This window comes from Paenibacillus sp. B2(2019), assembly GCF_008370385.1.
Taxonomy (GTDB): domain Bacteria; phylum Bacillota; class Bacilli; order Paenibacillales; family Paenibacillaceae; genus Paenibacillus_AQ.
Map to the genome: position 1 here is coordinate 199,542 of NZ_VTZR01000021.1, position 14,687 is coordinate 214,228.

Here is a 14,687-nt window from a genome sequence, read left to right on the forward strand (position 1 = left end):
CTGCATTCTGAAAACAGGTAATATTGTATGAAGTGATATAAGGGACTTGGACTCTTTCGTTTGCGGGAGGCCAGGTCCTTTTTTGTTCAAATCGAATCGAATCCTTGGTCTAAAGAACGTTAGACTGTTTCTTTTTTGTAATTTTCTGAAAAAAACGGTATGGTAAACTTGTTTGTAAATGAAAGGGAGTGATACTGTGTCAAATACAGAAATACTGTCTGAACCTGTTGCCCGTCTGAAGGGAGTTACCAAGAAAATAGGCTCTAAGACGCTGGTGAGCGATTTAACGCTGGATATCCCACCGGGTCAAATATTCGGGTTTTTGGGACCAAACGGAGCAGGGAAGACGACAACAATACGAATGATGGTGGGATTAATTTCCATTAGCAGTGGGGACGTCCTGATTAGTGGTCATAGTATTAAAAATAATTATAAAGAGGCTATTGCAAGTGTTGGGGCTATTGTTGAGAATCCTGAAATGTACAAGTTTCTGTCCGGGTATCAGAATCTTAGACAATTTGCACGGATGGTACCGGGAGTCAGTAAGCAACGGATTGATGAGGTTGTGGAGCTGGTCGGGCTTGGTCAAAGAATTCATGACAAAGTGAAGACTTATTCCCTAGGTATGCGTCAGAGACTTGGAGTAGCTCAGGCGCTACTAAACCGACCAAAGCTACTGGTTCTAGATGAGCCAACCAATGGGCTTGATCCACAAGGTATACGTGAGCTTCGTGACTATCTGCGCCTACTCTGTCGTGAAGAAGGAACAACCGTATTTGTCTCCAGCCATTTACTTTCCGAAATGGAGCTCATGTGTGACAGTGTAGCTATTATTCAGAATGGGCAACTGCTTGAGGTAAAACAGCTAAAAGAGGTAGGCAATGTTACAATGCCTATCGGAGAAACCTTGTTTGAGGTTGACGATGCCGAAGCTGCACTTGCTCTCATTGGACAAGGAACATTAAAGAGCGGTGGGCTTGTAGTTGAGGCCGCACGTGAAGAAATTGCTGAGTTTAATGCCAGACTAGTGGCTGGTGGGATTAAAGTGTACAGTATCAAATCACTTGCCCGTACGCTAGAGGATCAATTCTTAGAGGTTACAGGAGGTGAAGGAATTGAGTAATTTTACAGCGTTGATACATAATGAGAACATCAAGATATATAGTCGTGCTCGCACATGGATTATGCTGATTATTCTAGCAGTGTTTAGTGCGTTTCTTCCGGCTCTTATGTATTTCACAACGGATAACCCTGCATCGCGCTTAGGCGTTTGGGACAGCTTCCAAATGATAGTGAGTGTTGTATTCTTCCTGAATACGATCTTCGTTGTTGTTATAGCCGCTGACTCCGTAGCGGGCGAATTTACCTGGGGAACCATCAAAATGCTGCTGATTCGCCCGTGGAGCCGTTCCCAGATCTTGCTCTCGAAATACATTAGCATTGTGTTGTTTAGCTTGCTTTGTACTGCAGTATTGATTGTTTTTGGTTTAGCTTCATCGTTTATTTTCGCCTCACCAACTGGAGACACACTGTCTTCGATTACAGCTTGGAGTCCTGCTGAGTATTCCTTTATAGATCTCCTATGCCGCTATGTCACTCTTTTCTTGACAGTTACGCTTGCTTTTATGATCTCCTCTGTATTCCGTGCAAGTGGATTGGCGATAGGGTTATCTATGTTTATCATGTTTGCCCAAGGTATTTTCGCTGCTTTGCTTAATCCGGATGTGTTCGAATGGGCCAGATATTTAATTTTCACTCATATGGATCTAAGGGTCTACATGGGATCTGATGTTGGTCCAGGTGGTGCTACATTAGGCTTCTCCATTGCTGTGCTGGCAGTGTATTATGTTATATTCTTAGCAGTTTCCTGGTTTGTCTTCCGTAAACGGGACGTTGCTGGATAAAAATAGGATTAACCGGCTTCAAGCGTTTCTTCTGCTTTGGAGGAACGTTTTGCTGTCTTGTCCTTTTTCTTATTACTTTTGAGCTCACCTGCTTGTTCAGAGGTGGGCTGTTCTTGCATGGCGATGGACCCATTAAGCAGGCTGCCCTCCATAATACTTAGTGCTCCTGCAGAAATATTACCGTGCAGCTCGCCAGTACCAGTCATAATGAGCCTACGGTCTGCGGTAACATCTCCATATACTTTACCGGCGATAACGATCTCTTCTGCCCTAATACTGGAGCGCACCGTGCCTTCCTCACCTACAGTGACTATACCACTGCATATAATTTCTCCGCTAAAGGTACCTTCAATCCTCAGGTTCGTATCACAATGTACTTTACCCTCGAGCGTACCTCCATGCCCAATCAGAGAGTCAGTAGACTTGATAGAGGCACGCTGCTGCCGCTTATTCCACATGTATAAATTCCTCCTATTTCATATATTTTGACATTAACGTTTAGGGTTTAACATAATCCAATGGATCCACAGTTTTATTCTGCTTCACTACCTGGAAATGAAGATGAGGTCCTGTGCTTCGACCAGTGTTTCCAAGCAAGCCGATCTTCTGCCCCTTATTAACCTTGTCTCCCGCAGATACATTCATTGCCTGCAGATGCATATACCAGGTTTCAAGCCCGTTCGAATGCTTGATCACGACATACTTGCCTCTCGCACCCATCTGCTCGGAGGTAACGACCTCCCCGTCTAAGGCGGCATATACAGGATCGCCTAAGTTCCCGGCAATATCGACACCTGAATGGAAAGCGGATAAGCCTTTGAAAGGATCTGTTCGGTAGCCGAAGCTTGAGGAGATGACCCTAGAATCGGTAGGCCAGAGTACCGCTGCATTTTGTCTGGCTTTTTCGGCTTGAGCTTTTTTTGCCTGTTGATTTGCTTGAACGTTATTCGCATGCTCCGCCAGAGTGATAGTTTGAGTAATACTTTCCACCATTTCATCGAGCATACCGTGGATCTCTTCGAAATCGTCTTTTGTTTCCTCCACTAGATTCAGCGATTCGTTCTGATAAGACGCGATATATTCTCCGCCTACCTGTGATGTGATTGTAGCTTTAAAAGATGTCTCATTTGGGATTGGCACAGCGTTACGGCTCGATAAGCCTAAGGTTGAGTTTGAAGCGGTTGATCCCGTTTTTGATTCTTTTGTTTCAGCGGCGGAGCCTTTGCTTTTGTTAATCAAAGACTGCAACTCCTGTTCCAGCGCATTTACACTCTTCAGCTTATCTTTAATATGATCTGCCTCTTCTGATAGCTCGCTGACTTGAGTACGAAGCTGCATAAGATCCTTATCCTTGTCAGCGACCTTCATTTCCATGCGGAGATTGGTTAGTGATAGTGCGGCTGCCTCAGCTTCCAGTTGTGAGATCGACTGCGAGGCATGGAAATGCATAGAGGTGACCAGACTGGAGAGGGACAGGGCTGCTGCTGCCGGTAGGGCGAACGCAAGTGGCTTGGAGATCTGAAGTTGTTTGACTGGGCGTCCGGCATCCCTTACGACGAGCAGCGTAATCCGGTTATGATCTGGCTGACTCTTCATGGCTTCTCCTTTCTGCGGCATATGGCAGCCGCCTTACGATACACGAAGCTAACGACCTTACTTCCAATAGGCTCATCCCGAATTGTCTTACTACTCTATGTATTCCATATCTTTCAGGAACATGACAACGGTTTGTTTGAATAAAGAAAGAGAGTTACGGCAAAACCAGTAATAGAATCGTCGCAGCGAGTCTATTGGTAACTGTTTTATTAATGAAGGGGGTAGTGAATTGAAGATCTTTGCGATAATTCTAAGTCTTTTTGTTATTCAGGTCGCAGTAATTGTATTTATGGAGTTTCGTCGCCCGCAAAGAGCATTGGCGTGGTTGTTCATTTCATTCTGTTGTCCGCCGCTGGGTCTGGCATTCTATTATTTTCTGGGCCGTGATTATAGACAGAATCGAAAATTAAACAAAAGATGTACTACACTATTTCGTGAAATTCGTTCGCATGTCTCTGGCAATATTAAGGTAGTAAAGGATGTTACTGAGAGTGGGAACGATCAGCTTGAGAATAATAAGGGTCTAATGGGTTTGCTTTCTAAGATCGCAGAAGGACCAATTACTGGTCATAACAAGAGCAGGGTATTATCATCTGCGAGAGAAGCGTATGATGCTATGCTGGAAGCTATGGAAGAAGCGAAAGAACATATACATATGGAATTTTATATTTATCGTGATGATGAGATCGGTGAGCAATTTCAAGATGTTATGATTCGGAAGGCGCGTCAAGGCGTTAAGGTACGCTTGCTTTGTGATGGTCTGGGCAGTCATAAATTAAGTCGTAGGTTTATTCACACGATGAGAAATGCTGGGGTGGAGTTCCACTTTTTTTTACCTCTGATTAGTTCTCTAGTGGACCGTCGTTTTAATTTCCGCAATCATCGGAAGATCCTGGTGGTCGATGGGCTCGTTGGCTTCACAGGTGGCATGAATATAGGGGATGATTATTTGGGAAAGGATCCTAAAATGGGATATTGGCGTGATACCCATCTGCGTCTCGAAGGAGACTCGGTATATTATATTCAGTATGTCTTCTTAAAGGATTGGAGACTGGCCTCTGGCGAAAGTATGAGCCATCCGCGTCTGTTCCCAAAACATAATTGTGAGTCACAAGAAGCCGTGAAGATTGTTGGGAGTGGTCCGGATGCTGCAATAGACGCCTCTCAAGAGATGTATTTTGCCGCCTTATGTGCAGCTAATCAGCGGATTTGGATTACTTCACCGTATTTTATTCCTGATCCTGCCATCTGCCGGGCCTTGAAAAGTGCAGTACTTCGTGGAGTGGATGTAAGAATTATCATTCCGGCGAAGCCTGACAATGTGCTTGTCTATCATGCTTCTTTGTCTTATTTAGAAAATTTACAAGACGCTGGAGTGAAATTCTACCGCTATACTAAAGGATTTATGCATGCCAAAATCATGATTATCGATAATCTGCTCGCTACAGTGGGGAGTGCAAATCTGGATATGCGCAGCTTTTATTCTAACTTTGAATTGACTGCTGTGCTGCTACATCCTGATGCTATATCCCCACTAGTCACAGGGTTTGAGAAGGATCAAAAGCACAGTGAATTTATTGATCCTGTAAAGTTTAAGGAGAGAGGGCGAATTGTCAAACTCGGTGAAGGGCTGTGTCAGTTGTTATCTCCGCTATTATGAGCGGAAAGAGGACTAAATCTGAATTTTTCGAAGGATATAACGTGTTCCAATCATTATTAGGGCTTATTTTGTGATATAATAATTGTATAAGAAGAAATGTAAGAAAGTATAGATTATAATTATACTTCCGAATGTTTCAACACTATACTGTTAAATTGTAGGGGGAGTTCTATGAATGTGAGTCCACAAATGATTGCCAAAGAGGAAAAGAACAAGCTGCAGAAGACCGGAACACATAAAATGGCTAAGTTCGCGCAGCGAATGATCATGTTATCCATTGGGGCAGCAATGATGGCTGTTGCACTTGAGATATTCCTCGTACCGAATCAAATGATTGATGGTGGGATTACCGGTATCTCCATTATTTTATCACATCTATTCGACATTCCTCTGGGGATTTTATTGACGCTGTTAAACCTTCCGTTCTTGTTAATCGGTTATAAGCAAATCGGTAAGACCTTTGCCTTATCTACCTTATATGCAATTGTGCTTATGTCTATTGGTACTTCAATGTTGCATCATGTGAATGCTTTTACGGTTGAGCCAATGCTTGCTGCCGTTTTTGGGGGGATCATTCTTGGTGTAGGTGTGGGGCTAGTTGTACGTTTTGGCGGATCTCTAGATGGTACAGAAATTGTTGCGATTCTAGTAGCCAAGAAGCTTCCCTTCTCTGTAGGTGAAGTTGTTATGTTCTTCAACCTGTTCATCTTATCCGGAGCTGGATTTGTGTTCGGTTGGAATAATGCGATGTTCTCACTAATTGCTTATTACATTGCATTCAAGGTAATTGACATTACACTTGAGGGTCTGGATCAGTCGAAATCGGTATGGATTATTAGTGATAAATTCCGTGATATCGGTGAAGCCTTGACGGAACGTCTTGGACGTGGTGTTACTTATTTAGATGGAGAAGGCGGATTTTCCGGGGAGAATAAGAAAGTGATCTTCGTGGTTATCACCCGTTTGGAAGAAGCCAAGCTTAAATCCATTGTTGAGGATTGGGATACTGGTGCATTCATCGCAATAGGTAACATTCATGATGTTAAAGGTGGCCGTTTCAAGAAGAAAGCAATTCATTAGCTTACCATCCTAAAAGGACGCCGCAGGCGTTTTAGCTGGGCACTTTAGTACTATTAACTGAAAGAAGGTATTTTTACGAATAATGGAGCAATAAATACGGTGAACAAGACTCGATATGCCGTATTCTTATACAATATACCTTCTGTCCTTGAGTGGGACGCCTGATAAGCCCGTAGCATGAAATGATGCTGCGGGCTTATTGCTGTTTTTGGGCGCATTATTCGTGGCATTCCATCCCTATGGAAGCTTAGCAATGAGTTGTTTGACGGGCTGCGGTGGCACTTTTTCCAAAAGATCTCCCATCTGTTGCAGGCGTTCCTCAATATTGAGCAGATGAAAATCAGTAGGAGATACGTTTTGCTGAACCTCTTTCCAGAGTAATGGTGTGGATACTGTAGCAAGCGGCCTGGCACGTGGTGTGTAAGGTGCAGCTAATGTTTTGCCACTGTAATGCTGGAGGTAGTCAAAATAGATTTTATCTCCCCGATTCTTCTTCAGACGCTCCAAGGTGAATAAATCGGGGTGCTTTTCAGTGACATAACGACCCACAAAGTGTCCGATTTTTCGCAATCCATCAAAAGTAACGCCAGTCTCGATAGGAACGATGATCTGCACCCCGGTAGCGCCAGAGGTTTTGGGCACAGAGGATAAACCAAGGGAGGTTAGGACCGTGCCTACGATTGCAGTTGCTTCCATGATACGGGGCTCGACCTCACGTGACGGGTCTAGATCAATCATCCATTCACAAGGCAGCTCGCTACCTACATAATGCAAAGAAGGATGAAACTCCAAAGCAGCCAGATTACCCAGCCAGATCAGCTCAGGTAAACCTTGCAGCTTGATATAGTTAATATTCTCGTGAACAGCGGTCTGGACAAAGGCTGGAAGAGGATCAGGTGCATTTTTCTGATAAAAGGACATTCCAGAGATACCATGCGGATAACGTATTACGGTTAGCAGCCGATCTCGACAATAACGCAGCAGGTAGGGAGAGAGGGCGGCGAGCTTTTCCAGATAGATCCGCTTCGTAATCCCGCAATCCGGCCATAGCAGCTTCTCTGGGTTGGTGATGGTTATCTCTTGGCCGTCTACAGTAATTGTGCCTTTGATGGCTGCTGGCATCCTGAACCTCCTCTCTGTTATAGGAATGAGGGTATTATGTGCCAGTCTGTTCCTTTTCATGAAAAAAATATTTCCAAAGTGTCCCTTTTGGATAATCATAAGAGTTATAAGGTTATACGGTTATGTGAAAGGGGAGTTTGCTGATTTTGGACGGGATCGAACACACCGTCGTTCGGGTACAGGCAGGCGAGGTAGAGTCCTATGCCCTTATCGTCGAAGCTTTTCAAAAGCCGATTTACCGCTATTGCTGCCGGCTGCTTGGGAGTCGAACAGAAGCGGAGGATGCGGTACAGGATATTCTAGTGAAGGCATATCAGCATATAGGCACATATCGCCCTATCGCGAGCTTTTCTTCCTGGCTATATAAAATTGCCTATCATCATTGCCTCAGTCTGATCCGCAAACGCCAAAGACATTTGAAGATTATGGCGCTTTTTCAACCGGATCCTCCTGCAGAAAGCCCGGAACAGTTGATGGACCGTTACATATTTAACGAACATCTCACCTTTGCCCTCTTGAAATTGAAATTAGATGAACGAAATCTGTTAGTTCTGCGAATCTTTGAGGAACAGAGCTTCCTGGAGATTGCGGAGATCCTCGATAAGAATACTGATGCTGTGAAGAAGAAATACAGGCGTACGATTACGAAGCTTGGCAAAATGATGGATGCTCAAAAAGGGGGGACGGAATGGTGGGGCAACGAAGCTGTGTTGAAGAGAAAATGATAAAGAAAATGGACGCATTGGGGAACTGCGACGAACTAGATGTAAAAGCAGCAGTTATGAATCGGGTAAGGGCAATTCATGATCAACAAAAAACGATGGACGGAGAAATGACGAACCTCAGAGACGAGCTGGAGTCATTCGGAGAACCGGGAGCTCCCGTTATGCAGACGCAAGAGAAGACTATCCCGCTTCCATCTAAATTTAGGAAAAGACTTCTCTCAGGAGTCTCCGCAGCTATATTGCTGGGGATGATCGGGTTTGGTGCCTTTCAGCTGTCTGGCCTTGGAAGTTTAACGGAACGTGATAGCCAGTCTGCAATTGATATCACCAAGCCTTCGGATGGAGCTATTACACTAGTGAACAGCGGAGGGAAGGCTGTTGTGAAGACGGTGCACTATAATACCCCTGTTCCTTCGACCTCTCCTGCGATAGAGAAGTATCTGAGTTTATTAGCGACTTATAAAGAGCAGGTGCTTGCTCACTTGAATGCTGGAGAAATGGCTGCTTATTATGTGAATGATACTGAGTTTACTAAGTTGGCCAAAGGTTTAGGCTATGGAAATCAATTGCAGTTCGCTTTCAGTTCTCCGGTGTATTCTAAATATCAAGATTTCGTAAAAGAATTAAAAGGGACTGGCGATTTCTGGCCCGAGCTGCCTTCCATACTCGCTAATGGTTATGAATTTGAGTACGCCACTTTTAAAGCCGCTCCTCCTTACTGGCCGATAGACAAGGAATATAAAGAAATGCTTGAACAATTTCAAAAAAAAGCAAAGGTCGATAAAACAGGCCAAAAGCTGTTTATGGAGAAGATCGCTGTGAATGCCATAGAGAGTGCTGAGGTTTCCTACCATAAGGAGGATCAAACAATTGAACTATCCTTAAGTCAGAGCGCCTATATGGGTGGTATAACGCAAGTGTCTATCTTGGAAGGTCAGACTGCCGAAAAATGGTCTGTGACAGGCACGGGGAAAGAGGCAGTATTTATCGCGGCGGGTACTGAAAAAGGGTCGAAAGGTTGGTCTTCCCAGAATCGTTTGTATTGGTATGATGAAGCCAGCCAGACGATTCGTAGTCTAAATGATGGATTGAATAACAGTTTAACTCGTGAACAATGGCAAGTGATTGCCAATAGTTTTATTCGCTAGCTACTGTTGTTCTATCCGTACAATATGAGAAGCTGTCTCAAAAGTTGTGAAATCTACTTGGGAGGCAGCTTTTTTTATGGAATAGGAAAAGTAATGGATGATTTTACTGTGCCATGTGACGATATGCCACGCGTAGTGTTCTATGCTTCTGGTTGGGGCGGTGGGCGATGTGCTATGTGTGATTTACATGCTTTAAACTAATTAGGGAAAAACTCCCTAAAAATAACCGATATTCGCTCTAAATGAACGAAATCAGGGAATTCCTCCCTAATAATCATAGGAATTTCTTTATTCGTTGCCGAATATGCCAAATTTCAGGGAAGTTTTCCCTAATTATAAGTCCGATGAACAGAAATCTCTGAATTTTAGGGAGAAATTCCCCAATTACTCTATAGGTGCTTCACATATTGCATCACTTGGCGCGTCATTTGTAATGTTAAGAACAAAAAAAGAGGCTGTCCCAAAAGCCATGATGGTTGCTTGGGGCGGCCTCTTTTTTTGTGAGAAAAAGTCCCTTTTTCTCATGCTGGAGTGTTATAGAAGTGTAGTTGAAAACAGGGTGAGCTTACATTCACCCTTTTAGAAGGAGAGGATGTTAGAAATTGAAGCTAAATGATGAACTCAAAAAAACACTGATCGCGCTCTCGGCAGCAACCTTGTTAGGAACAGGAGTAGTTGTAAGTGGGGTTGCGCCTGGCTTGTTTCTTTCGGTCGCAGCTGCCTCTGGGCAGCAGACTGCAGTACCAACCGATCAGAAGCACCAGAAGGAACTGCAGGCCCTGGTAGCGGGATTGAAGGAAGGTACGTACTTGGCCTACTACGTACGTGACAAAGTCTCTAACCCTCAGGATACGATCAGCTTCTCTGGCAAAGGATTTGTTTTTAAAGACTACAAATCCTTTGCTGCTAAATTCAAAGCGTTGAAGGGTCCAGCTACTCCACAGCCTGGAAATCTTCCTAAGGGCTTCGCTCTGGCGACAGCCATCATTTATCCACCGTCTGTAGCAAACGATTCAGAGCTGTATTTACAATTAGAGCAGGAACTAAAGGCAGCAGCGGCGGCAGGTGATCCCAACAAACAGTTGTTTAGCAAGATCATCAGCTGGAGCCAAACGAACTTGTCTATGCAGCTGTACGCCAAAGGAAAAGCCAATTTTAGCATTGTAACTGGAGTGCCGCCCGCCAAACTTCCCGAAGGAGCTGTACCTTTTGTACGAGCTTCGGAAACTAAGAAAGAACTGACGGTCAACGGTAGGAAAGTAATTCTTACAACTGATTCGGCTAAAGAAGCAAGTTTCAACACTAAGCTAGTGTGGCTGGATAAATCAGGCGCGATACAATATACCCTTTCAGACAATCGGGTCAGTAAACTGACGACAAATGAAATGTTGGCTGTAGCTAAAAGCATGATCAAATAACCAAGGGTTAAGGGAGGATATTATAATGATGATTAAAAAAAATGCGGCCATCACGGCTTTGAGCCTGATAGTGTTAATGAGTGCGGTAAGTGGAACAGCAGGCGCAGTGCCTGCGGGGAGCAATAATAAAAGCAAAGGTACGGTTCCGGTTGAGCAGAAATCACCACCGGTATCGCCAACGATTAAGGATTTGATTGCCAAAGAATATGCTGTTCCCCTACAAGCGGGAGAAATTAAGGCTCTCTATGTTAATGACAAAAAATCTAATCCAGAGGAAGATTTGAGTGTAAGCTATATGCCATACAGATTCAGCTCTATAAACGAAGCAGCACATAAGCTATCTTCATTAACTGGGAATTCACTCCTGATACCCGCTGCTCTACCAGACGAATATAAGTTGCAGGATGTCGTTTTAAATCCAGTGCTTCCGAAGTTTTTCAGTACAGAGTATAAGACCCTCAGAGATCAGGTAAAAGCTAAAGCACAAGCTGCTGGTAAAAAAGTGATTTCACAAAGCTTAAAATGGAGCGATACAGAAACCTCTATCACTTATCAGCGAAATGGGGAGAGATTGAATCTAAAATCAGCTCCAGCATATACGCTTCCGGAAGGGGTTACTTTAGCGCAGCTGCCTGGTGACCAGGATGAAAATTTAACCATCAACGGGGTTGAAGCGGTCTACACGCTGTTTGGTCCTCACCATGGAGATCTAAAAGTCCAGCTTGTATGGTCCAGTGCGGATGGAAGTATTGATTATACGCTGACGAATACGAAAAATACTGCGCAGACAAAAGCAGAGCTGGAGGCTATTGTAACGAGCCTTACAGCGCAATAAGAAACGTCCTCTCGATAAATTCGGGAGGACGTTTTTTTTTGGAAAGAGTTTATCCTTTTTGCTCCATAGTGCATGATTCCGGGGGAAGATCTACCCTAGCTTGAGTAACAGGCTGGCGCAGAGTGCCTGAGGTATTCCATTCCAGAAAATGAACTTTGAAGACAAGCTTCGGTTTTATCCAAAAAGCACCCTTCCCTCGCTGGGGATCAGCTGTAAAGGGCATTTGATCTATTTTTAAATGCTGTACCTCTGCAGTTAAGTCGCGTTTATCCTGTACAGTCAATTTTCCTGGTCCGGCATGTCCGATATAATGCAAATTTCCTTTATCATCATACAGCCCAAGAAGTAGCGCATTGACGATGCCGTCTCGGAACGTTACACCCCCGGCTACTACCGTAAGATCAGAAATGATTTTGCGTTTCTGCCAGCGTTTATCTTTTCCACCGGGAGCATAAGTACTGTTGATATCCTTACAGACGATTCCCTCTAAGCTCTGACTCTGAGCAGCGGCGAATAATTCTGTGGGATCGGTATAACTGGGTACAGCCTGAACATGGGGATGCGGCAGCAGAATATCGTTTAGCAGCTGCTGCCGTGAGAATAAAGGCTGATCCATCGTCGATTGGCCATTATAAAACAGAATATCAAAAATCATATAAATGACAGGAACCTGATACCTAACGACGGAAATGGTGGAGCCATTCTTTAAGCTATCCCTCCGCATAACTTCGTGAAATGAGGGCTTGCCGTCCTTGAGTGCAATGATCTCACCATCAAGAATAACGGAGTCAGCTTTACAGTAAGCAGATACATCAGTAAGTTCTGGATATTGCGCTGTACGATAATTACCACGTCTGTTAATAAGCTGAGTAGTGCTTCCGTCGTAATAGGACAACATGCGAACGCCATCCCATTTAATCTGTGCGATCCACTGGTTGCCTGCTGGAAGCTGCCCAGCCAGTATGGGTTCAAAAGGAATAATAGGCTGAAGCTTCATCAGCAGAGCCTCCTAAGATACGGTTGTTTTACTTTTTGCGCTGCGGCGTTTCGGTTTTGGTGCGATGACTGGAATAGTTCCAGAAGCCTCGTTTTGCTGATCGGCAGGCTCAGCTGCTGCTTTAGACTTGGCTGTTTTTCTTTTGGCAGCCGGAGCTGCTTTAGTTTTTGTTTTCTTAGTATCTGTTAATGAAGGACCCGGATCTGTAGGGATATGCTGTACAGCCTGAATACTGGCCTGCAATGCTGCCATTAGATCAATTACATTGCTTTCCTGTTTGGCAGGAGCGATATGAAATTCCTCGCCTGCAATTTTATGTGAGATTAGATCAAGCATACGCTGGCGATAATCATCGGTATATTTTGCCGGATCAAAAGGCGTGGATAGCTGTGAAATGAGCAGCTTGGCCATATCCAGCTCTTTATCATTCACCGTCCCTGCTTCGGGCAGGCCAGGCACTTGCGAGACCGGTCGCACTTCATCAGGATAAAAAATAGTCTCGATGGCGAGGCAATCCTCCAGCACACGAATAGCAGCCAGACTGCTTTTGGAACGAATCGATATTTTGGCGATGCCAATTTTACCAGTTTGACGCATGGCCTCCATAAGAAGCCGATATGCATTTGTGCCAGCCTGATCCGGAGATAAGTAATAGGTTTTTTGAAAATAAATTGGATCGATCTCCGTCAGATCAACAAAGTCGAGTATGGTAATGCTTTTGCTGCTTTCGTCGGTCAATTGATCCAGTTCCTCTTTGTCGAATAGAACAAACTTCCCTTTTTCATATTCATAACCCTTGCCGATTTCTTCCCAAGCCACCTCTTTGTCACACACCGGACATTTACGTACATACGACAGTGGGCTGCCGCATTCCTTATGGATATAACGCAGAGAAATGTCCTTGTCTTCCGTAGCGGAGAACATTTTAACCGGAACATGCACTAGCCCGAAGCTGATGGCTCCTTTCCAAACGGTATGCATGAGAAACGCCTCCTGATCTAAGTTATTTGCTTTGGGTTAGTATGAGGCAGGAAAGGCTTTTCTAGCCGGGTGCATTTTTTGTGAAGCATGGGAAAATATAAAATCAGGCTAATAAAGCTGAGGAGGAGAATACTAAGTCATGGAACCGCGTGGAAACGAGTGGATCGATGCGCTGAGCGAGCAGGATATCCCAGCGACAGTTGTGGATTGGGACAGCATTATAGCTCCACCGGAAGCAAGTCAGGTCTCGGACTCGGAGAAGCTTGATGCGGAATCAACCCTCGAAGAAACTTCGCCATTAGAATCGTGAGATTTAGGTAAAATAAAGGAGGAGAACAGTGGTGGACGTCAAACGAGCACAGGATATTTATGCTTCTAAAGAGACGGTAAGTGTACATTTGGATGGAGAACCTGTATGGATTGAGCATGTGGATGCACAGAACGGAATGGCTACGGTTCAAGTGGGCTCTCGACCAACGAATACGCATACGGTAGGCGTTGAACGGTTAGAGGAGCAAGATCATTAACAAGGTTTGTTCAAAGAGCTGAGATAAGCTAAATTACACTTTTATAAAAGAGACTCTTTATGCTTATTTTTGCGTAGAGGTCTCTTTTTCTATTGTTGGCATACTGGCATGGGAGATTGAATTGGGACAGTTGTTGCGATGGATGGAGCATACCGATATAATTAATAGTAATGGTTTTTGGCAGGTATATTTTAAAAGGTGGTAGTTGTAGTTGGACAATACAGACGAAACGGTGTTCACTTACCGTTCTTACAGCCTCCAGGATACGGAGTTGCTTGCAGCTGCTCTAGCTACTGCTTCAACGCCAGGGATGATTATCGGCTTGGACGGCGATCTGGGCGCAGGAAAAACAGCATTCTCGCAAGGGTACGCTCGGCATCTCGGCGTAAAGGGGATCGTAAACAGTCCTACTTTTACAATTATTAAAGAGTACGAGGGCCGTTTGCCCCTATATCATATGGATGTATATCGGATTTCGCTTCAGGAAGCGGACGAGCTTGGACTTGATGAGTATTTCTACGGGCAAGGGGTCTGCTTGGTGGAATGGAGCAGTATTATTACGGATTTAATGCCGCCGCGGCATATGCATATATACATGGAAACAGTGGGGCCAGATGAAAGAATGATTACGGTGACCGGAATCGGGGAGCCGTATGGTGAGCTTTGCCGGCAGCTGATCCAGAAGTGGGGTTAA

General features: G+C 44.4%; 16 protein-coding genes. 11 read left to right on the plus strand and 5 right to left on the minus strand.

What is annotated here, in order from left to right; genetic code table 11:
* The first annotated feature begins 211 nt into the window (after positions 1 to 211).
* Positions 212 to 1,123 (plus strand): ABC transporter ATP-binding protein, encoded by a 912-nt coding sequence (locus PAENI_RS20025; RefSeq protein ID WP_262495673.1) that lies wholly within the window; start codon positions 212 to 214, stop codon positions 1,121 to 1,123.
* Positions 1,116 to 1,904 carry an ABC transporter permease gene (locus PAENI_RS20030; protein WP_149646486.1) on the plus strand — a complete coding sequence of 263 codons (789 nt, stop codon included), beginning with the start codon at positions 1,116 to 1,118 and terminating at the stop codon, positions 1,902 to 1,904. The genes PAENI_RS20025 and PAENI_RS20030 overlap by 8 nt, the downstream gene beginning before the upstream one ends.
* Positions 1,905 to 1,912: 8 nt before the next feature.
* Here the strand turns inward: PAENI_RS20030 and PAENI_RS20035 are convergent, their stop codons facing one another.
* Positions 1,913 to 2,362: a bactofilin family protein gene (locus PAENI_RS20035; RefSeq protein ID WP_149646487.1), complete on the minus strand. Its 450-nt coding sequence runs from the start codon at positions 2,360 to 2,362 to the stop codon at positions 1,913 to 1,915.
* A 40-nt stretch (positions 2,363 to 2,402) separates the two neighbouring features.
* The gene (locus tag PAENI_RS20040; RefSeq protein ID WP_262495663.1) at positions 2,403 to 3,521 is read right to left on the minus strand and encodes a M23 family metallopeptidase; all 1,119 of its coding nucleotides are present in this window, start codon (positions 3,519 to 3,521) and stop codon (positions 2,403 to 2,405) included.
* 208 nt (positions 3,522 to 3,729) lie between these two features.
* Here PAENI_RS20040 and cls point away from each other — a divergent pair, with 208 nt between their 5' ends.
* Both cls and PAENI_RS20050 read left to right on the plus strand, forming a co-directional pair.
* Entirely contained in the window at positions 3,730 to 5,160 is a 1,431-nt protein-coding gene (cls, locus tag PAENI_RS20045; RefSeq protein WP_149646488.1) for a cardiolipin synthase, read from the plus strand.
* Positions 5,161 to 5,400: 240 nt separating this feature from the next.
* Entirely contained in the window at positions 5,401 to 6,240 is an 840-nt protein-coding gene (locus PAENI_RS20050) for a YitT family protein (protein WP_231573468.1), read from the plus strand.
* 237 nt (positions 6,241 to 6,477) lie between these two features.
* Here the strand turns inward: PAENI_RS20050 and ligD are convergent, their stop codons facing one another.
* Positions 6,478 to 7,362: a non-homologous end-joining DNA ligase gene (gene ligD, locus PAENI_RS20055; RefSeq protein WP_149646489.1), complete on the minus strand. Its 885-nt coding sequence runs from the start codon at positions 7,360 to 7,362 to the stop codon at positions 6,478 to 6,480.
* Between the two features lie 146 nt (positions 7,363 to 7,508).
* Here ligD and PAENI_RS20060 point away from each other — a divergent pair, with 146 nt between their 5' ends.
* From PAENI_RS20060 to PAENI_RS20075, 4 genes are all read left to right on the plus strand, one after another.
* Positions 7,509 to 8,087: an RNA polymerase sigma factor gene (locus tag PAENI_RS20060; RefSeq protein WP_410477481.1), complete on the plus strand. Its 579-nt coding sequence runs from the start codon at positions 7,509 to 7,511 to the stop codon at positions 8,085 to 8,087.
* Positions 8,051 to 9,235 (plus strand): hypothetical protein, encoded by a 1,185-nt coding sequence (locus tag PAENI_RS20065; protein WP_149646490.1) that lies wholly within the window; start codon positions 8,051 to 8,053, stop codon positions 9,233 to 9,235. Before PAENI_RS20060 ends, PAENI_RS20065 begins: the two co-directional genes overlap by 37 nt.
* Positions 9,236 to 9,837: 602 nt before the next feature.
* The gene (locus PAENI_RS20070; RefSeq protein WP_149646491.1) at positions 9,838 to 10,653 is read left to right on the plus strand and encodes a hypothetical protein; all 816 of its coding nucleotides are present in this window, start codon (positions 9,838 to 9,840) and stop codon (positions 10,651 to 10,653) included.
* A 25-nt stretch (positions 10,654 to 10,678) separates the two neighbouring features.
* Positions 10,679 to 11,488 (plus strand): hypothetical protein, encoded by an 810-nt coding sequence (locus PAENI_RS20075; protein WP_149646492.1) that lies wholly within the window; start codon positions 10,679 to 10,681, stop codon positions 11,486 to 11,488.
* A 49-nt stretch (positions 11,489 to 11,537) separates the two neighbouring features.
* Here the strand turns inward: PAENI_RS20075 and PAENI_RS20080 are convergent, their stop codons facing one another.
* Both PAENI_RS20080 and ku read right to left on the minus strand, forming a co-directional pair.
* Positions 11,538 to 12,485: an ATP-dependent DNA ligase gene (locus tag PAENI_RS20080; protein ID WP_149646493.1), complete on the minus strand. Its 948-nt coding sequence runs from the start codon at positions 12,483 to 12,485 to the stop codon at positions 11,538 to 11,540.
* A 12-nt stretch (positions 12,486 to 12,497) separates the two neighbouring features.
* Positions 12,498 to 13,466, minus strand: coding sequence for a non-homologous end joining protein Ku (gene ku, locus PAENI_RS20085; RefSeq protein WP_149646494.1), 969 nt, complete (start codon positions 13,464 to 13,466; stop codon positions 12,498 to 12,500).
* A 139-nt stretch (positions 13,467 to 13,605) separates the two neighbouring features.
* Between ku and PAENI_RS31915 the strand changes: the two genes are divergently transcribed.
* The 3 genes from PAENI_RS31915 (at position 13,606) to tsaE (ending at position 14,687) form a co-directional block, all read left to right on the plus strand.
* Positions 13,606 to 13,776 carry a hypothetical protein gene (locus PAENI_RS31915; RefSeq protein ID WP_156113056.1) on the plus strand — a complete coding sequence of 57 codons (171 nt, stop codon included), beginning with the start codon at positions 13,606 to 13,608 and terminating at the stop codon, positions 13,774 to 13,776.
* A 31-nt stretch (positions 13,777 to 13,807) separates the two neighbouring features.
* A complete protein-coding gene (locus PAENI_RS20090) occupies positions 13,808 to 13,993 on the plus strand; it encodes an H-type small acid-soluble spore protein (protein ID WP_042193364.1) in 186 nt (61 codons plus the stop codon).
* A 211-nt stretch (positions 13,994 to 14,204) separates the two neighbouring features.
* Positions 14,205 to 14,687 (plus strand): tRNA (adenosine(37)-N6)-threonylcarbamoyltransferase complex ATPase subunit type 1 TsaE, encoded by a 483-nt coding sequence (gene tsaE / locus PAENI_RS20095; RefSeq protein ID WP_042185258.1) that lies wholly within the window; start codon positions 14,205 to 14,207, stop codon positions 14,685 to 14,687.

Coding starts and splice junctions, on each gene's coding strand:
- PAENI_RS31915 (WP_156113056.1), top strand. CDS start 13,606: ATGGAACCGCGTGGAAACGAGTGGATCGATGCGCTGAGCGAGCAGGAT.
- ligD (WP_149646489.1), bottom strand. CDS start 7,362: ATGCCAGCAGCCATCAAAGGCACAATTACTGTAGACGGCCAAGAGATA.
- PAENI_RS20040 (WP_262495663.1), bottom strand. CDS start 3,521: ATGCCGCAGAAAGGAGAAGCCATGAAGAGTCAGCCAGATCATAACCGG.
- ku (WP_149646494.1), bottom strand. CDS start 13,466: ATGCATACCGTTTGGAAAGGAGCCATCAGCTTCGGGCTAGTGCATGTT.
- PAENI_RS20080 (WP_149646493.1), bottom strand. CDS start 12,485: ATGAAGCTTCAGCCTATTATTCCTTTTGAACCCATACTGGCTGGGCAG.
- PAENI_RS20065 (WP_149646490.1), top strand. CDS start 8,051: ATGGTGGGGCAACGAAGCTGTGTTGAAGAGAAAATGATAAAGAAAATG.
- PAENI_RS20050 (WP_231573468.1), top strand. CDS start 5,401: ATGGCTAAGTTCGCGCAGCGAATGATCATGTTATCCATTGGGGCAGCA.
- PAENI_RS20035 (WP_149646487.1), bottom strand. CDS start 2,362: ATGTGGAATAAGCGGCAGCAGCGTGCCTCTATCAAGTCTACTGACTCT.
- PAENI_RS20075 (WP_149646492.1), top strand. CDS start 10,679: ATGATGATTAAAAAAAATGCGGCCATCACGGCTTTGAGCCTGATAGTG.